The organism is Mycobacterium farcinogenes, assembly GCF_019739075.1.
GTDB classification, from domain to species: Bacteria; Actinomycetota; Actinomycetes; order Mycobacteriales; family Mycobacteriaceae; genus Mycobacterium; species Mycobacterium senegalense.
In genome coordinates this window covers 6105442-6123078 of record NZ_CP081673.1, presented here as the reverse complement: position 1 = coordinate 6123078, position 17637 = coordinate 6105442, and the positions used below count along the sequence as shown (strand labels likewise).

20 protein-coding genes are annotated in these 17637 nt (G+C 65.6%); 12 read left to right on the top strand and 8 right to left on the bottom strand.

Translation table 11 applies throughout. From position 1 onward, the window contains the following. The first annotated feature begins 34 nt into the window (after positions 1-34). Positions 35-286, top strand: coding sequence for a hypothetical protein (locus K6L26_RS29300; RefSeq protein ID WP_019347302.1), 252 nt, complete (start codon positions 35-37; stop codon positions 284-286). 17 nt (positions 287-303) lie between these two features. Here the strand turns inward: K6L26_RS29300 and K6L26_RS29295 are convergent, their stop codons facing one another. Next, positions 304-465 carry a hypothetical protein gene (locus K6L26_RS29295; RefSeq protein WP_019347303.1) on the bottom strand — a complete coding sequence of 54 codons (162 nt, stop codon included), beginning with the start codon at positions 463-465 and terminating at the stop codon, positions 304-306. 110 nt (positions 466-575) lie between these two features. Between K6L26_RS29295 and K6L26_RS29290 the strand changes: the two genes are divergently transcribed. After that, complete coding sequence (locus tag K6L26_RS29290; RefSeq protein WP_019347304.1) at positions 576-731, top strand: hypothetical protein; 156 nt, start codon at positions 576-578, stop codon at positions 729-731. An 18-nt stretch (positions 732-749) separates the two neighbouring features. On the opposite strand, the gene K6L26_RS29285 is transcribed toward K6L26_RS29290, so the two are convergent. Further along, positions 750-2183: a glyceraldehyde-3-phosphate dehydrogenase gene (locus K6L26_RS29285; protein ID WP_043369998.1), complete on the bottom strand. Its 1434-nt coding sequence runs from the start codon at positions 2181-2183 to the stop codon at positions 750-752. A 182-nt stretch (positions 2184-2365) separates the two neighbouring features. Then, positions 2366-3280 (bottom strand): L,D-transpeptidase, encoded by a 915-nt coding sequence (locus K6L26_RS29280; RefSeq protein WP_085140019.1) that lies wholly within the window; start codon positions 3278-3280, stop codon positions 2366-2368. Between the two features lie 106 nt (positions 3281-3386). Here K6L26_RS29280 and K6L26_RS29275 point away from each other — a divergent pair, with 106 nt between their 5' ends. The 4 genes from K6L26_RS29275 (at position 3387) to K6L26_RS29260 (ending at position 6352) form a co-directional block, all read left to right on the top strand. After that, positions 3387-4124, top strand: a complete 738-nt coding sequence (locus K6L26_RS29275; protein WP_085140018.1) for a DsbA family protein — start codon at positions 3387-3389, stop codon at positions 4122-4124. Then, positions 4121-4960, top strand: coding sequence for a cytochrome c biogenesis CcdA family protein (locus K6L26_RS29270; RefSeq protein WP_221852297.1), 840 nt, complete (start codon positions 4121-4123; stop codon positions 4958-4960). The genes K6L26_RS29275 and K6L26_RS29270 overlap by 4 nt, the downstream gene beginning before the upstream one ends. A gap of 85 nt (positions 4961-5045) precedes the next feature. Continuing rightward, on the top strand, positions 5046-5420 hold the full coding sequence (locus K6L26_RS29265; protein ID WP_036389675.1) for a BlaI/MecI/CopY family transcriptional regulator: 375 nt from the start codon (positions 5046-5048) through the stop codon (positions 5418-5420). Then, on the top strand, positions 5417-6352 hold the full coding sequence (locus K6L26_RS29260; protein ID WP_019347310.1) for a M56 family metallopeptidase: 936 nt from the start codon (positions 5417-5419) through the stop codon (positions 6350-6352). Before K6L26_RS29265 ends, K6L26_RS29260 begins: the two co-directional genes overlap by 4 nt. Positions 6353-6358: 6 nt before the next feature. On the opposite strand, the gene K6L26_RS29255 is transcribed toward K6L26_RS29260, so the two are convergent. Together K6L26_RS29255 and K6L26_RS29250 are read right to left on the bottom strand one after the other, a co-directional pair. Further along, positions 6359-6778, bottom strand: a complete 420-nt coding sequence (locus tag K6L26_RS29255) for a DUF5313 domain-containing protein (RefSeq protein ID WP_019347311.1) — start codon at positions 6776-6778, stop codon at positions 6359-6361. A gap of 97 nt (positions 6779-6875) precedes the next feature. Further along, positions 6876-7502, bottom strand: coding sequence for a DsbA family protein (locus K6L26_RS29250; protein ID WP_221853490.1), 627 nt, complete (start codon positions 7500-7502; stop codon positions 6876-6878). A gap of 167 nt (positions 7503-7669) precedes the next feature. Between K6L26_RS29250 and K6L26_RS29245 the strand changes: the two genes are divergently transcribed. The 3 genes from K6L26_RS29245 (at position 7670) to K6L26_RS29235 (ending at position 12017) form a co-directional block, all read left to right on the top strand. Then, positions 7670-9961: a molybdopterin-dependent oxidoreductase gene (locus K6L26_RS29245; RefSeq protein ID WP_085140016.1), complete on the top strand. Its 2292-nt coding sequence runs from the start codon at positions 7670-7672 to the stop codon at positions 9959-9961. Between the two features lie 116 nt (positions 9962-10077). Further along, positions 10078-11370 (top strand): lipase family protein, encoded by a 1293-nt coding sequence (locus K6L26_RS29240; protein ID WP_081281645.1) that lies wholly within the window; start codon positions 10078-10080, stop codon positions 11368-11370. A 62-nt stretch (positions 11371-11432) separates the two neighbouring features. Continuing rightward, complete coding sequence (locus tag K6L26_RS29235; protein WP_275084926.1) at positions 11433-12017, top strand: TetR/AcrR family transcriptional regulator; 585 nt, start codon at positions 11433-11435, stop codon at positions 12015-12017. On the opposite strand, the gene K6L26_RS29230 is transcribed toward K6L26_RS29235, so the two are convergent. Further along, a complete protein-coding gene (locus tag K6L26_RS29230) occupies positions 11957-12619 on the bottom strand; it encodes a TetR/AcrR family transcriptional regulator (RefSeq protein ID WP_019347316.1) in 663 nt (220 codons plus the stop codon). The two genes, K6L26_RS29235 and K6L26_RS29230, sit on opposite strands and share 61 nt — an antisense overlap. A gap of 65 nt (positions 12620-12684) precedes the next feature. On the opposite strand from K6L26_RS29230, the gene K6L26_RS29225 reads away from it, so the two are divergent. Genes K6L26_RS29225 through K6L26_RS29215 form a run of 3 tightly spaced genes read left to right on the top strand, consistent with a single transcriptional unit; the run spans position 12685 to position 16041 of the window. Continuing rightward, positions 12685-13785 (top strand): DUF1214 domain-containing protein, encoded by a 1101-nt coding sequence (locus tag K6L26_RS29225; protein ID WP_245008658.1) that lies wholly within the window; start codon positions 12685-12687, stop codon positions 13783-13785. Beyond that, positions 13782-15023 carry a sulfotransferase family protein gene (locus K6L26_RS29220; protein WP_019346141.1) on the top strand — a complete coding sequence of 414 codons (1242 nt, stop codon included), beginning with the start codon at positions 13782-13784 and terminating at the stop codon, positions 15021-15023. Before K6L26_RS29225 ends, K6L26_RS29220 begins: the two co-directional genes overlap by 4 nt. A 40-nt stretch (positions 15024-15063) precedes the next feature. Then, positions 15064-16041 carry a glycoside hydrolase family 6 protein gene (locus tag K6L26_RS29215; RefSeq protein ID WP_036389665.1) on the top strand — a complete coding sequence of 326 codons (978 nt, stop codon included), beginning with the start codon at positions 15064-15066 and terminating at the stop codon, positions 16039-16041. On the opposite strand, the gene K6L26_RS29210 is transcribed toward K6L26_RS29215, so the two are convergent. Both K6L26_RS29210 and K6L26_RS29205 read right to left on the bottom strand, forming a co-directional pair. Then, positions 16042-16674 carry a hypothetical protein gene (locus tag K6L26_RS29210; RefSeq protein WP_064895491.1) on the bottom strand — a complete coding sequence of 211 codons (633 nt, stop codon included), beginning with the start codon at positions 16672-16674 and terminating at the stop codon, positions 16042-16044. It lies immediately after the preceding gene. An 83-nt stretch (positions 16675-16757) separates the two neighbouring features. Further along, a complete protein-coding gene (locus K6L26_RS29205) occupies positions 16758-17537 on the bottom strand; it encodes an SDR family NAD(P)-dependent oxidoreductase (RefSeq protein ID WP_043369049.1) in 780 nt (259 codons plus the stop codon). Positions 17538-17637 lie beyond the last annotated feature (100 nt).

Genomic DNA, 17637 nt, shown 5'->3' with positions numbered 1-17637 from the left:
ACGGGCCGAAACCATACGAAGCGAGGAGCTGCTCATGACGATCTCGGCTGACGATGTACGACGGTTACTGGCCTCCGATGTAGCCGACGCCGTGCTGGTGCTCATTCAGGGGCACACCGAGGTGGTGCCTGCCGGAGAACTGGAGTCCGACGATTACCGCGGGGCATTGCGGGTGGCCTCCCGTTCCGATCTGATCAAGCAGGCCGGTGGAGTGCAACTGTCGGAGAAGCAGATGGCTGAGGAAGCGGCCAAGTTGGATTCAGAGATTTCGAATTTGGGTGCGTGATCCTGGCTTTCGGCGTTTCAGTCCGATTCCGAAGCCGGTGAACCGGTCTCGGCAGGATCGTCGGCACCTTCGGCCTGATCGGGCTGCGGCCGGAGCCGCTGCGGCTGGATCATCTCGGGATCAGCGTCTGGGTCGTATTCCGGAGTCTCGCCGGTGCGATCCGAATTTGGGTTACCCATGTGGCCCTCCCGCTCGAGTATCTGTCGCCCTTGCCGGGTACCCGCTACGAGAACCGATCAGTCCGGTCTGTCGCGTTTGCAGCCGGACATGATTCAGGAAGGGGATCGAGATGGAACGCGAAAGCTCCAAGCACGGTCCGCGCGAGGACGAAGCGCTCAAGAGCGAGCTGCGTGGCACATTGCAGGGCAACCGGTCGAGCCGCGTCGAAGAATGGCGCGATCCCGAGCCGCCGGCCGACGACGACCCGGACGTTCCGACGACTTGAGGATCAGCCCCGCCAGGCTCACATCTGCGGATACGTGGGGTACTCGATCCCGGACAAGTACTGCACGGTGCGCACCACCTGAGACGAGTAGCCGAATTCGTTGTCGTACCAGACGTAGAGGATCACGTTGTCCTCGTCGGCGATCGTCGCGTTCGCATCGATGATGCTCGCCGCACGTGAGCCGATGAAGTCGCTCGAGACCGCGTCGGTGGCCGCGGTGTAGTCCAGGTTGCGGCTCAACGGTCCCGACAAGGACGCCTGGCGCAGGTACTCCAGGACCTCGTCCTTGGTCGTCGGCTTGTGCAGTTGCATGTTCAGGATCGCCACCGATACATCCGGGGTGGGCACGCGGATCGAGCTGCCGCTGATCTTGGCCTTCAGGTCCGGCATCGCCTTGGCCACGGCCGAGGCCGCTCCGGTCTCGGTGAGGACCAGGTTGAACGGCGCGGACCGGCCACGGCGGTCGGCCTTGTGGTAGTTGTCCAGCAGGTTCTGGTCGTTGGTGAACGAGTGCACGGTCTCCACGTGACAGCGCGCGACGCCGTACTCGTCGTCCATGGCCTTCAGCGGCGGAACGATCGCATTGGTCGTGCAGGATGCGCACGAGAAGATCTGCTGCTCGAGATCGAGCGTGCGGTGGTTGACCCCGTGCACGATGTTCGGCACATCGCCCTTGCCCGGTGCGGTCAGCAGAACCTTGGCGATGCCGGGACGCAGGTGCTTGGACAAGCCTTCGCGGTCGCGCCATTTGCCGGTGTTGTCGATCAGGATCGCGTTGTTGATCCCGTACTCGGTGTAGTCGACGGTCGACGGGTCGTTGCTGTGGATGAACTTGATGACATTGCCGTTGGCGATCAGGCAGTTGTTCTCGTTGTCGACCTTGATCGAGCCGTTGAACTGGCCGTGCACCGAGTCGCGGCGCAGCAGCGATGCCCGCTTGGCCAGGTCGCCTTCGCCGTTGCTGCGGATGACGACGGCGCGCAGGTTCAGGCCGTTTCCGGACCCGGCCTTCTCGATGAGCAGGCGTGCGACGAGTCGCCCGATCCGGCCGAACCCGTAGAGCACCACATCACGCGGGCCTTGCGGGTCGATCTTGTTGTCGCCGGTCACGTCGCTGAGTGCCTGCGCGGTGAACTCGGGTACGGACAGCCCGCCATCGCTGGCCCGGTAGGCCATGACCAGCAGGCCGAGATCGATCTTCGACGGTCCCAGGTCCAGGTCGGCCAGTGCCTGCAGGAAAGGGAAGGTCTCCTCGACCGAGAGTTCGTCGCCACCCACCTGCCGTGCGAAGCGGTGCGTCCGCAGAATGCTGATGACGGACTTGTTCACCAGCGACCGGCTGTGCAGCAGGACGGTCACGCCCTTCGCCCGGTGCAGGGTTCCGATGATCGGGATCATCGCCTCCGCGAGTGCTTCTTGGGCATTCCAGTTGGCGAGTTCTGGCGAGTTCAAATCAAGCGTCCTGTGGGTCGTGTGGGCTGGCCCCTCGGATGAGTAGCGCCTCGATGTTAGCGATTGCCCGATTTCGCAAAACGTCCTGGTGGGGCGGCGAGTCCTGCAGTGGCGCAGGTCACAGGTGCAAAGATCGGGTGTGCGGGTCAGAAAGGGAAACTGGCGCCGGTGTCAGAACGGCGTCACGGTAGGGCGCTACCGCCGAGCCACTTGTCCCACGGGACGCCCCAGTCGCCGTTCTGCCAGGCGGGCAGCGGCTCGCCGCCGGTGTGGCGCACCTCGAACACGTCTCCGGGTTGGGAGAACTCGTAGAACCACCGCCCGTTGTCGGCATTGACGTTGAGGCAGCCGTGCGAGGTGTTGGTCTTGCCCTGCGCCCACACGGTGCTGTCGAGTTGGTGAACGTAGATCCCGCTGTTGGTGAGCCGCACCGCGTTCTTGACGGTCAGCTTGTAGCCCAACCGCGAATCAACCGGCAGCCCGTACGTCGAGGAGTCCATGACAACGGTGTCGGCTTTGTCCATCACGGTATAGATCCCGGGTTGCGTCCAGAAGGAAATGGTCTTTCCGGCAACAATTTCTGATCCGCCCATACCCATCGAGGTCGGGATGGTCCGGACCAGCTCGTCATTGCGGTAGACGCGGATCTGCTTGGTGGCGTCGTCGGCGATGGATACGTGAGATTCGCCGATGACGAACGAAACCCGACTGCCTCCTTCATCGCCGCCGACCGCAACGACCTCGGTGCCCGGGCGGTAATAGCTTTGCGGCCGCCAGTGGGCGTGCCGGCTGTCCATCCAGTACCAGGAACCGTCCACGGATGGGACTGTTTCGACCGAAAGTCGCCGCTCTGCGGCTGCGCGGTCGGTGACCGGTTCGTCGAAATTGGCCACGATCACCGTGCCGACGCCGTAGGTTCCGCCGTCGACCAATCTGGCACCCGAGGTGGTGGTGAAGCGGACCTGGGGCTGCTCACCGGCGGTGAGTTCGGTGACCGTCGATGTCGACTGAGCGAGCCAGATTGCCGCGCCGAGGGCCGCGATGAACACCACCGACAGGGCCGGAACCGGCCACTTCCACGGTGAATGCACAGACATCCCGGTTCCTCTCATTTGGCGGCCGCGGTCCGGCGGCACGTTGTGCTACAACAGAATACGTATCTACGGCGTAGGTACGTAGGAAACGTTAGCATGGAGGTGCGCGGTGAGCGGACGGCGAGAGAACGCCAAGAAGGATCTGATCTTCATCGGGGGCCTCGTCGTCATCGGCGCCGCATTGATCGCCTATCTGGTGATACGTCCCAGCGATGACGCTGCATCCGCGCGACCCGCTGCAGCACCGTCAGCGACGTCGCAGACAACCGATGCCGAAGCCGGTGCCGGGGGAAGTCATCCTCCCGTCGAACGCCGCCAGGCCGGCGATCCGCTGGCGCTGGGGGATGCCGATGCGCCCGTGGCGCTGGTGGTCTTCTCCGACTTTCGCTGCCCGTTCTGCGCCAAGTTCAGCCGCGACACCGAGCCCGAACTGGTGAAACGCTACGTCGATGGCGGGCAACTACGCATCGAGTGGCGCGACTTTCCGATCTTCGGGTCGCAGTCGATGGCCGCGGCGCGTGCCGGCCGCGCAGCCGCCGAGCAGGGCAAGTTCTGGGAGTTCAGCCGGGCCGTCTACGCAGCCGCGCCGGAACGGTCGAAGGCGGATCTGACGGACGAGAACCTGATCGGTTTCGCAAGACAGGCCGGTGTACCCGACATCGGTCGATTCACCGAAGGGATGCGCGGTGACCGCTTCGACGCCGCCATCAACGCCGACTTGGCGCAGGGTGCCGGGATCGGTGTTCCCAGCACCCCGGCCTTCCTGATCAATGACGTACCTCTGCTCGGCGCGCAGCCCACCGAGGACTTCGTGCGGGCGATCGACGGGGCACTGGCCAAGCGATGAGCGGCGTCGGTCTGCTCGGAGCCTTCCTGGGAGGGTTGGCCTCGCTGCTCAGCCCGTGTTCGGCCCTGCTCCTGCCGTCGTTCTTCGCCTACGCCTTCGACCGGACCCGCCTGCTGGTCCTGCGCACCTTCGCTTTCTGGGTCGGCCTGTGTGTGGTGCTGGTGCCGCTGGGTGCCGGAGTCGGAGCGCTGGGCAGCGTCGTCACGCGCTATCGCAGCGAGGTCACCGTAATCGGCGGTCTCGTGCTCGTCGGTTTCGGTCTGATGACCTTGCTGGGCAAGGGATTCGGCCTGTCGGGCATGCAACGGATGACGGCCCGGATCAACATCTCCGGCACCGTCTCGGTGCTCGCGTTGGGAGCGGTCTATGGCCTGGCCGGGTTCTGCGCAGGTCCACTGCTGGGAGCGGTGCTGACCATGTCGGCAATGGGTGCCGACCCGGTCTACGGGGCGCTGCTGATGGCGGTCTACGCCCTCGGCATGGCGACACCGTTGTTCCTGCTGGCTTGGATGTGGGACCGCTTCACGTTGTCCCGACGCGGCTGGTTGCGAGGGCGCCCCGTGCGTGTGGGTCCGATCGAGACCCACACCACCTCGCTACTCACCGGGGCGATGTTCGTCGCACTGGGGGCGGTCTTCCTGCTCACCGACGGCACCGCGAATCTCGGCGGTGTGCTGTCCGTCGACGCCCAGTACGACCTGCAGGTTTGGCTGGGCTGGTTGTCTTCGGCGGTCAGCGACCCGGTGCTGCTCCTGGGTGTCGTGGCGGCGCTCATCGCGTGGAGGTCAATTCGGTTGTGGCGGAAGCGGGCCGCGAGCGAGAGCGCGCAGCGATGAGAAGAGAAGCTACTATCGCGCTAAGTAGGTTCGATACCCGAGACCACGAAACGACGACGACGCACCCCTGCGGGCGGTAACGGATATGGGAATTAAAGGCTTTGGCGATCTCGAAGCTGTGGTGATGGAAGTGCTGTGGTCACGTGAGGAGCCCTCCACGGTTCGCAGCGTGCACGACGAGCTCGTCACCTTGCGTCAGATCGCCTACACCACGGTCATGTCGACCATGGACAACCTGTTCCGAAAAGGTTGGCTGCAGCGGGAGAAGGTAGGTCTGGCCTACAGCTATCGCCCGGTGATGACGCGCGAAGAGCATTCCGCCCAGCTGATGCGCACTGTGTTCGAATCCGGCGGCGACAGCGAGCTCATCCTCAACTTCTTCCTCGAGCAGATCGTCGACGACGACTCGCAGAAGCTCCGGCAGGCACTCAGACGGTTCACCGAGGAGCAGCCACGATGAACGCGGTCACGTTTCTGCTCGTCTACGCGATGGTTTTGAGCTGGCTGGCGCCGGTACTGTTCACCGGCTCGATCTCGGCCAACGTACATCCCCGACTGTCGGTCGCGGGCTGGCTCGTGGTCGTCGCAACCGCGTCATTCGCCTGGGCGGCGGCCTTGGTGATCCTGATCGTCGGGGCCGCTCACAGCCTGCTCACCCACACCGCACCGACGTTCTGCGTCGAGACACTGGGGATCGCCGGCGCGGTGACCTTACCGCCCACCGTCGCCACGGTATTGGTGGTCGCCCTGCTCGCGGTGACTGCCGTAGTGGCGACCAATACCACGCGCCGGGTGATCGTCACCTTGTACCGGACACAGCGCGCCAATCGTGAACACGCACAAGCGGTTCGAATCATCGGTCGGCCCACCGGGCACGCCGGCGTCGTCGCCATCACGGCTGACCAGCCCGCCGCCTACTGTGTCTCGGGCGGCCGGCACCGCGCCATCGTCGTGACGACCGCCGCCCTGGACCTGCTCAAGGCGCCCGCGCTGGCGGCGGTGCTGGCCCATGAGCGCGCACACCTACGGGGTCGACATCACCTCGTCATCGCGACGCTCAACACACTCGCCGCGGCGCTGCCACGGCTGCCCCTGATGAGGGCGGCGGCGCAGTCGGTGCCCGCACTACTGGAGATGTGTGCCGACGACGCGGCTACTCGCAGGCATGGCCGCGAACCACTGTTGGCCAGCCTGCTGGCTTTGAGCACGCACCGCCAGCCGGACGGAGTGCTGGCTGCCGCGGGCACCGCGGTAGCCGCTCGCGTCAACCGCCTCCTGAAACCTCAGCGAGCGATCTGGTGGCGTCCTCGCTCGCTGGCGACGATGCTTGTGGTGATCGCGATGGCCGTCGCACCGGCCTTCGCTCTGACGTTGTGCACCTTGCAGCCGTAGGCGCGATCAGACGTCGTGGCTGCTGCTCGGTCCGGTGCGGGGCCCGTAGCGTTCGGCATACGCCTGGTGAATGTGGGCGTTCTTCTTTCGCGACAACTCGTCGACCAGGCCCGGATTGAGTCCGTGTTTGGCGAGCATATGACGACGCCAGACCTTGTTGAGCGCGTGGGAGAAGTACACGAACGGGATGAAGATGGGCACCGTCATGCTGGCGTGCAGGTAGAGCGACATCGGGATGAACCAGATGGGTGCCAGGACGAGGAGCGCGGGGATCGCGACGCGGACCATCATCCGAATGGTGGCTCCGGGACCAGCCAGGTCTTTGGCCACCCAGTCGCGCATCGAATCGGGCAGCCGCTTGCCGTAGCAGTACCCGATGTACTGCAGGGGGCCCGGTTTGGTGCGTAGGGCTTGGCCGGTGGGCATCGCTGAAGCGTAGCGGTCGCCGGAACATCGCCGAACTGCTACCGGTCGGTCCCTTTCGGTAGCGGGGATCGGCCGATCAGGCCGTGTGTGGTCAGCGTCAAGCCGGCAGACGATCCAGCCAATCGGAGTTTCCGTCGACCGATTCGCCGTCGACGACGACCATCGGCACCCCCGAATCCGGGAGTTGCCGCAGCAACGGCAGGTTGCCGGCCGCGATGGCATGTCCGTCGAAGGGGATGGGCAGCCCCAGCTTGATCAAGTCCTGCGCAGACGGCGGCGCACCGGCGCGATCGGCCAGACCGGCGAGCTGATCGTTGCTCAGATCGGTCGGACCTTCTTCCTTCGGCTGCTGCTCGGCGGAAAAGATCTGCTCGATGAACTGCCAGGTGACCTCGCTCGACCGCGAGTGATCGGCGACGATGAAGGCGGCGTAGATCGCCCGGCTGTCGTAAGTGCCGCTGGCCGAATACTTTTCGAGAAAATTGACGAGCCGCAGATTGATGTGGAGCTTGCCGTCTTCGATGCGCCGGCCGATCTCGGCCCCCTGCTCGCGGACCATCTTCCCGCTGTAGGGGCAGAGCGGATCCAGGTAGAGGTCGATCTGGCCGGGGGCCGCAGGATCGCCGATCGACAGCACATCGCCGGCCGGCGACGCCTCCGCCGCGTATGCCCGTCCGATGCCGGGGCCCCACGTGAGAACCACTGCCAGCAGGCCCAGCGTCATCGCGATGACCATCGATACAGCTGCCGGCCGAGCGTCGGTTCTCCTGTGATTCGCCTTCATGGTCGCCATCTTGCCTTCCTGGGCGAGCCGGGCGTTGACAGCCACCATTGTGATAGTCATTATCAAAACCCTGTTGATATGGCCTCGGTCTCATCCGAAGGGTTGAAATGGCGGCAGACGCTGAGCATCTGGTGACCTGTCCTCTGTGTGAGGCGATGTGTGGGCTGCGGGTTCGTGTCACGGACGGGCAGGTGCGCAGTGTGCGCCCCAATCGGGACGACGTGTGGTCGGCCGGCCATATCTGCCCCAAGGGCGCCTCGATCGGGTACCTGCACGAGGACCCCGATCGCCTTCGTCGGCCTCTCGTCCGCCGCCCGGACGGCAGTCATGTCGAGGTGTCCTGGGACGACGCGTACGCAGAGACCGAACGCGTGCTGCGTCCGGTCCTCGACACCTACGGCGTCCGGGCCCTGACCGTGTATGTGGGCAATCCGGTGGCGCATAACAGCGACCTCGCCACCTACATCGGGTCGCTGCTGGGATTCGCCCAGGCCGCCGGGATGCAGGGTTATTACTCGCCGGGCACCGTCGACCAATGGTCGTTGAATGTCGTGTCGTGTCTGCTTTTCGGCGCGATGTGGAACGGGCCGATCCCCGACCTGTATCGCACCGACTACTTGATGATGTTGGGCGCCAACCCCGCAGCCTCACAGGGGTCGATGCTCTCGGCGCCCGACATCATGGGATTGCTGGCCGACATCACCAGGCGCGGAACCGTGGTGGTGGTAGACCCTCGCCGAACTCTGACAGCTGAGCGTGCCAGCGAATGGGTGCCGATTCAGCCCGGCACGGACGCGTTGCTCTTGTTCGCGATCCTGCGAACCCTCGGGGAGAACGGCTGGGTACGACGCCCGGAACACCTGCGAGGCCGGGTCCTGGGTCTAGACGAAGTCGTGGCGCTGGCCGAGCCCTTCACGCCGGAGCGGGTTTCTGCGGCCACTGGTGTTGCCGCCGAGGATATTCGGCGACTTGCCCATGATCTGGCGCATGCGGAAAGTCCGGTGGTCTACAGCCGGATCGGTGCCTGCGCACAGGAATTCGGAACGCTGACCACTTGGCTGGTGTTCGTGATCAACACGGCGCTGGGCGCTTTGGACCGGACCGGTGGTGCAGTCTTCGCCAAACCTGCGGTGTGGGTGCCGATGTTCGGAAAGCCACCGGAGCACGACGGGCCTGGCTACAGCTTCGGGCGCTTTCACAGCCGGGTCCGCGGAGCGCCCGAGGTGCTGGGCTGCTTTCCGGTGGGATGTCTGGCCGAGGAGATCGACACTCCCGGGGAGGGACAGATTCGGGCCATGATCACCGTGGCCGGCAACCCTGCGGTATCGGTACCCGGCGCAGCGCGTCTCTCAAAAGCGTTGGGCAGCCTCGACGCATTGATCTCGATCGACAACTGGCTCAACGAGACCAGCCGCCATGCCCATGTGATCTTCCCGGGGCTCTCGCCACTGGAGCACCCGCACATCGACGATCTGTACTGGAGCTACGCCGTCGCCTCCGGCATCAAATACTCTGACGCGGTCTTCGACCCGCAGCCCGACGCTCGGCGGCCCCACGAGTGGGAGATACTGTTGCGCCTCGGCGGCGCGCTGTTCGGCACACCCGTTCCCGAGGTGGATATCGCAGCGCTCGATGAGCTCTACACCGCGGGCACCATCGCCACTTTTTCCGGGCTGCCCAACAACCCGTTGACCGGGTTGGACGCTCAACAAGTGATGGCCGCCCTTGGCGGCCGAGGACCAGAACGACTGGCGGACCTGAGTATTCGGGTAGGACCGTGGGGCGACCGGTTCGGCGCCAACCCTGGCGGACTCACGCTCGAGGAGGTCAAACGCCACCCGAACGGCCTGCGCCTGGAGGAGTTGGCGGGCGGGCGGCTCGATGACACGGTGATCACGCCGTCCGGCAAAGTTGAACTGCTACATGCACATATCACTGACGACGTTCCCCGGCTCATCGCCCGGATGGATCGTCCGGCACCGGAGCTGGTCATGACCAGCCGCCGCCATCTGCGTTCGAACAATTCGTGGCTGCACAACGTCCCGGCCCTGATGAAGGGGCGCGACCGGTGCACCTTGCTCATTCACCCGGTCGACGCGGCACGGGTGGGTGTCGAGCACGGTGCAGCCGCCGAAGTGCGCACTACCGCAGGCGCCGTGACAGTGCCGGTCGAAGTGTCCGACGAAGTCATCCCCGGAGTGGTCAGCCTCCCGCACGGTTGGGGACACGGTCTTGACGGCACCCGGTTGGCGGTCGCCAACGCCCATCCGGGCGTCAACAACAACCTGCTCAACCCGACCGACGTGATCGACGTACCCAGCAATACGCACGCCACGAACGGCATTCCGTGCCAAGTGCGCCCCGCCGCCGGCCCGGTGCAGGCCACGACCTCAGCTTGAGCCGCATAGTCCGGATCGGTGAGGTTTAGGCCATCTGAACTGCGGTTTATGGCGATTTCTCTAGAAAGTTAGAGGAAAAGTGACATAGCCAGACATTTTCTTGTTACTGTCCGGTAATGCGCAATGCCGGGGGGATTGTCGTTGTCCTCATGCTGATGATCTGGTCGCTCGTTTTCTCCACCACAGCCGCACTCGCCGACACCGGTGACGAGCCGCAGTACGCGGATTTCTACCTACCGCCGAATCCGTTGCCGGACGGGATGTCCGGCGACGTCATCCGCACCGAACCGAGCCGGCTGGTACTCGAGCCGTCCGGCCAGCTGGGGGCCATCATGGCGACGGGGACGCGGATCATGTACCGCAGCACCGACTCTCGCGGGAATCCGATCGCCGTCACCGGCACGTATTTCGAGCCGTACAACGACTGGCCCGGCAAGGGCCCGCGTCCGTTGCTCGTCTACGCTCCGGGCACTCAGGGGCAAGGCAACCAATGCGCGCCGTCGCGTCAGTTCAATCAGGGCATCCACTATTCGGGTGGCTGGGACATCATGGTCAACTACGAAGAAGCGTTCGTCGCGACATTGGTGGCGCGCGGCTTTGCCATCGTGATGACCGACTACCAGGGTCTGGGCACTGACTCGATGCACACCTACGTGAACCGGCTGGCCGAGGGTTACGCCGTCCTCGATGCTGCCCGCGCCGCCATGAAATTGCCCGGGACATCGCTGGATCCGCATGGCCCCGTGGCCTTCTGGGGATACTCGCAGGGCGGTGGCGCAACGGCGTCCGCGGCCGAGCTGGCCTCGGCCTATGCGCCCGAATTGAACATCGTCGGCACCTACGCCGGCGCGCCCCCGGCAGACCTCAAGGAACTGTTTCCGTACGCCGACGGTAGTGCACTCGTGGGTGTTGTCGGCTATGCGCTCAACGGTGTCATCGCTGCATATCCGGAAGCCGCCGACGCGATCCGGTCGAAGCTCACCCAGCGCGGTAAGGACATGTTGGAATCGGTGTCACGCCAATGCGTGGGGCAGACGATCGTGGACTTCGCGTTCCGCCATCTTCAGCCGTATTTCAATGAGGACATCAACAAACTCGTCAACGAGGAACCGTTCAGCGGCCTGTTCGAACTGCAGAAGCTCGGTCGGTACAAGCCGACCGCGCCGGTCCTGATCAACAGCAACCGATACGATCCGCTGGTCCCGTGGACGGCCGCGAATCAACTGGGGCGGGACTGGTGCGCGCAAGGTGCCGATGTCGAGTTCCGCACCAACGAGCAACCGCCTTTCTTGAACAAGCTGGTGATCAATCACGCACTTCCGATGCTGGTGGACGGAGAGCCGGCGATGCAGTGGATCGCGGCTCGCTTCAACGGTGAACCGACCACGCCCAACTGTGGCCAGTTCTGATCGATACACTGCGGTGCATCGCTGAACGCAGGAAGTACAACGCCGCCCAGCGTCGCCGCGAACTGGCGGACGCTGCGATCGAACTGCTCGGTTCCGCTGGTGTGCGCGGCGTCAGCCATCCAAAGGTCGACAAGAAGGCCGGGGTGCCGGACGGCACCACGTCGTTTTACTTTCGAACTCGAAATGCCCTCATGCATGCGATCGCCGCGCGGCTCAACGAACTCGACCTCGCGGACCTGGCCCTGCTGACCGAGTCGACCGACGCCGACCCGACGGAGTTCGCGGGCACGCTCGGATTCGCCACCCTCGTCATGTATTCGGCCACCGAGCCCTGGCTCACCCGGGCCAAAGCCCGCTACGAGTTGGCCCTGCAGGCCGGGCGCGACGATGACCTCGCAGCCACGCTGCGCGAATCCGTGGAAGGGTTCTACGGACTCGCGCGCGCGGTTGTCGCCGAGTGGCATTCCGCTGACGAGAACCCGATGGCGCCAACAGTCATCGATGAACAAGCCAAGACCCTGTTCTCGTTCATCAACGGAGTGATGATGACGTTCGTCATCGGACAACCGTTGGTGGACAACGCCGATCAGCTCGACCGGCTGATTCGAGGAGTCCTGGCGGGCTGGTCCGATGACGGCACCGGCTGAATCACCTTGTCGAACAAAGGCGATGACAGCAGCATCGCCGTCACGTGGTCGACGAACATCTCCAGGTCGGAACCGAGGTTGCCCTCGGTCCACTCGATGAAGAGCGAGATGATCGCGCCGAAGACAGTGGCGTACTGCATCTTCACCGGTGCCGATGCCGTGTCTGCCCGTCCGGTCGCGACCGCCGCGCCACCGGTCAACGCGCCGATGGTGTCGCGCACAAACTGCCGCAGTGCGAGGTCGGCTATGGGCTCCACCAACAAGATTCGGCAGATCCGGGGATCCTCTGTGACGAGTTGGGCGGCGGCCCGCACACCGGCGCGGGTACGTGCGGACAAATCGGCCGACGGGTCGCCGGCGGCGTTGATGATGTCGCGCGCGTGCTCGAAGGTGCTGCGATAGACCGCGCGCAGCAAATCGTCGGTGTCGGTGAAGCTTTCGTAGAAGAACTTCTGGCTGAGTCCGGCCTCCCGGCAGACAGCGCGCATCGTCAAGGCGGACACCCCCTGAGTGCCGACCAGGTCAACGGCTGCCCCCAGCAGACGAGCGCGGCGATCCGCCGATCGCGCGTCGGCGTCCTGGCCGCGGTAGGGCCTTGACATGCCGCGAGCTTAGCGGGCACCATCCGATTCTGGAAGCACATGCTTCCGGAATTGGGAGGGAAGTCGTGGCCACGCCCGATGCAGATGAGCCCCGGGCCGAGGTCCAGGCCTGGAATGCGTTCGTCGACGGATTGCGCACGGCCGGCGAGCAACTCGCATCCGACACCGCGAACCTGCCGGAATCTGAACGTGTCGACGGCTTCCGGGCGTTGCTGCGGGGCCTGTCGAACCAATTGGGGCGTTTGGAAGTCGACCGCGACAAACCGGAACTCACCGCGTTCAACGGTTGGCGGCAGAAGTTCCTGATGGACAATCCCGACTTCCGGTACTGGGTCGCCGATATTCGCCCCGGCGGCCGCTACCGGATCCGTGGCAACCGCGGCGACGCGTCGTATGTGTCGATCACCGCCTACGGTGCTGGCGAGAACGGCGCCCAGGCGACCGCCCGGATCGACAGCGACACCATGACTTTCGACGTCGACGGCGGCTACCGACTGGTGGTCGGCGGTGCTCGTCCGGCGGCCGGTGATTGGCTCGATCTGCCGGAACTGGCCACGGTGGTGTGGGTGCGGCATTTTCACGACGCGTCGCACACCGAACAGCCGGGTTGGTCTGCCATCGAACCGGTCGTGCCGCCCCCGACTCCGGCGCCCGTCGAGTCGTCGAGGTTCGGCAAGCAACTGTCGAAGGCGTCGGCGGCGGTGACGCACCTGCCCCGCATCTGGAAAGCCGCCGTAGCCGCCGACGCGGAGTCGCCGAACCAGCTGCGTCACTGGACCGAGATGACCGGCGGCGCGGTGTTCACCGAACCGGCCATCCAGTACGTGCGCGGCGGCTGGCAGTTGGAACCCGACCAGGCTCTGCTCATCGAAGGCGACCTGGTGGGTTGCCGGTACTGGAACATCTTGGCGTACAGCAGGTTTCTCAACTCGCTCGACTATCGTCATCGGCGAGTCTCCTACACCGGTGCCACCGCCCACCTCGACGACGGGCGCTACCGGTTCGTCGTCTCGGCCACCGATCCCGGCCCGGCCGCCGGCGACTGGATCGACAGCGAGGGACGCGCATTCGGCATCGTCGTCATGCGGTTCCTGCAAGCCGAGCAGCAGCCGGCGCTGCCGTCAACCCGCGTCGTACACGTTGCCGATCTGGCGGAGCGCGCATGACCGGTTGGTCCGCGCCCGTCCGGACCCCGGAGGCCCTGAAGGCATACGCGGCGGCCGAGCAGGACCGGGCCGCGCGTCCTGACCGCTACCGGCTCGGGACGGACGCTGTCGACATCGTCATCGATCGCGGCACCCGCGGGGCGGGCGCCGGCGTGCTCGGCGAGCCCGGCCAGTGGCGTCCGGGCGTGCAGCAATATCTCGCGTCGGCGGAGGAGGACGGCCGGCTCAACGCGCTCGGTGCGTTGACCGCCCAGCGGACAGCGGCCGGCCGGCTGGCTGCCCGGGTGGCCATTGCGCGGTATCTGCATGAGCACCCCGCGACCGAGCACCGGAGCATGCCGGCTCCGATCATCATCACCGGCGGGTGGCGCACGGGCACCACGTTCCTGTTTCGCCTGCTCGGTCGCGACCCGCGGTTGCGCGCGCCGTTGCCCGCGGAGCTCGGGGCTCCCTGGCGTCTACCCGGGGACCTCGACCGCGACGAACGCACCCGGCGCCTCGAGGCAGCTGCCGGCGGCCAGTACCTGCTGCATGTCCTCAACCCGACCATGGCGATCGTGCACGACTCCGGGCCGCACCTGCCCGAGGAATGCGTGCTCGGCATGGGCACCACCCTGCGAAACTGGGGTTTTGCCGCCACGACCCGGCTGGACAGCTACGCGACCTGGCTGGCCGGCCAGGATTTCGCCGACGAATACGCCCAGCATCGACGGATGCTGCAGATTCTGGACGCCGGCGACGGCCGCCGTTGGATCCTCAAGGCACCGGCCCACACCGCCGAACTCCGGCACGTGGCCGCGACCTATCCGGGCGCCTGCATCGTGCAGTTGCACCGCGACATCGTGGAGACGGTCACTTCCGGCGCGAGCCTGTTCGCGACGTACCGATCCACCTACAGCGACCACGTCGACGGGGCGGACGTAGGCCGGTTCCAAACCGCGCAGACCGAACTGTGGCTGCGCCGCGCCGTCGCCGCCCGTGCCGCCGAGACCGACGTCACCTGGCTCGACGTTCAGTACACCGATCTGGTGGCCGATCCTGAGCCGACGGTACGGCGCATCTACGCTGCGGTGCAGATGGAGCCGCCTGACATCGCCGGGATGCTCGCCGAGCACCACCGCGCCCAGCCCCGGGACGGCAAAGGCAAACACCGATATCAGCCCGAAGAATTCGGCATCGTCCCGGGCGAGGTGCGGGAGCGGATGCGCTTCTACACCGAGACGCTCGCGCAGGAGTGACTGGCGCATCTTGCGTCGTCCCATTACTTTCCCTGAGGTGATGTCCTCAGCTGCTGGCGCAGTCGCGCGGTTGATCGTCCCTTTTCTGACAGTTGCCTCCGTGGTCGGCGCGGGTCTCGTCGCCGAGTCGGCGCCGCAGGTGCGCCTGGCCAGTGACGGCAACCCGCTCGAAGGGCACTCGTTCTACGTCAACCCCTCGTCGAAGGCAGCGCGTGCCGCGCAGGGCGACCCGAGCCCCGAACTGCAGATGATCGCCAACACGCCCACGGCGTACTGGATGGACAACGTTTCGAGCCCCGCGGTGGACGCCAAGTACATCGCCACGGCGCAGGCGGCCGGCACCATGCCGATCCTCGCGCTGTACGGCATTCCGCACCGCGACTGCGGGAGCTACGCCGCGGGCGGCTTCGGATCGGCTGCGGCCTACAAGGGCTGGATCGACGGCGTCGCCGCGGCCATCGGGGGCGGGCCGGCCGCGGTCATTCTCGAACCCGATGCGCTCGCCATGGCCGACTGCCTGTCCGGTGATCAGCGCGAGGAACGCTACAACCTGATGAGCTACGCCGTGGACACGCTGACCCGCAATCCCGGCACCGCGGTGTACGTCGATGCGGGGCACTCCCGGTGGGTGGCCGCCGACGAGATGGCCAACCGGCTCAACCGGGTCGGCGTGGCCAAGGCCCGCGGTTTCAGTCTCAACACCGCGAACTTCTTCACCACCGAAGAGGAGATCGGCTACGGCGACGCCATTTCGGGCCAGACCGGTGGCAAGCCCTACGTCATCGACACGTCGCGTAACGGCGCCGGGCCGGCCGAAGGCGAGATGTACTGGTGCAATCCGAGCGGTCGCGCCCTCGGCGTTGCGCCGACCACCGCGACCGGGAACGGAAACGTCGACGCGTTCCTATGGGTGAAGCGGCCCGGCGAGTCCGACGGCGCGTGTGGCACGGGTGAGGCGTCCGCGGGCACCTTCGTCAACCAGTACGCCATCGACCTGGTTCGCAAGGCGCACGGCTAGTTATTGCGGTGGCGGTGGTGGCGCCGCCTCGCACTCGGCGAGCATCGGTGTGGAGAAGCTGACCGAACCGACGCCGCCGAGCGTCATCCCGTTGTCGCGGAGCGTCATCGTCGTCGTGTACCGGCACGTCTGATTGACCGTGAGGCCTGTGAGGAACTCGACGTCGTAGGTGTAGAGGAACGACCGCACGAGCTGGTTTGCGTCCCATGGCACATCGAGTGCGAACCCGAGGGACGACGCGGACAACGCGTTGAGCAGCCGGGGGCCGACCTCACCGATTCCCGGCGTCAGATAGAACGGGGTGCCGTCGAGCTTGTTGCCGGAGATGCTGACGCTTCTGATCCGGTAGCCGGTGGTGCCGCCAGGGATGAGCGGTCCGCGTCTGATGTTCGTGCTGAACAGGATTGAATAATTCGTGCCGCCGACGATGGCCGTGGTGCTGAAACTCGTCGAGGTGAACTCCTGCGGCAGTTGGGCCGCGCAATTGCCGACCTTGCCGGCCGGATCACCGCATTCCTGCGGTGCTGCCAAGGCGGCTGGTGCCAGGGCTGCAGCGCCGACGACGGGCACCGTCAAGGCGGCACCGCGGATGAACGTGCGGCGGGAGAACGAGCTCCCGAAATGTTTCGTCATTGGTCTTCCTCCTTATTGGCTCGTGATTTCGATCGGCAAACTCGAACCTAACAAGGGTGACCAGGGATTTGGCGGCGAATGCGCTACCGGAACGAGCCCGCCCCGCCGTCGACGAGCAGCGTCTGCCCGGTGAGATAGGCCGCGTCGTCGCCGATCAGGAAGGCGACGACCGCCCCGATATCGGTGGCGGGATCACCGATTCGCTTGAGCGAGGTGCTTCTGACCACCGCCTCGTACTGTTTGGGCGCCATGTCGCGCAGCACTTTCAGGCCGTCGGTTTCGGCGAGCGGGCACACCACGTTCACGCGGATCCCGTCGACGCCCCATTCGAGTGCGGCCACCTTGGACATGCCGCGAATGGCCTCCTTGGCGCCCGCGTAGGCACCGAACGAGTGCGTGCCGACCGTTCCGGCGGCCGAGCCGAGATTGACGATCGCTCCGCCGCCGGCTTTCACCATCGCCGGGTGAACCGCCTGCATGAGCCGGAAAGTTGCCCGCGGGCCGGTGTCGTGGACCCGCTCGTACTCCTCGGCCGGGATGTCGACGAACGGGATCGGTCCGGCGCTGGCCACGGCGTTGTTGACCAGACCGTTCACTGTGCCGAAGGCGTCGAGCGCGGCGTCGACGATGCGTTGTGCGCTGTCGGGGTCACGAAGGTCCGCCACTGTCGACGCGACGTTGAACCCGGCCTCGGCGAATTCCGCTGTGGTATCGGCCAATACGTCGTCGAGGATGTCGGTCACCAGCACGCGGGCGCCGCGGGAGAGCAGGGCGGTGGCGATGCCCTTGCCGACACCACGGGCCGCGCCGGTCACGATCACGGCGTGGCCGTCCAAAGAGTGCGGATGGCAGTAAGTGGACATGGGGTTGCCTTTCTGGAGTGGACCAGATTTGGCACGCTAGCCGATACGCTCAAGCGCTGACAGACTGCGCCAAGCATTTCGCGGACATCGCCAGTGCACT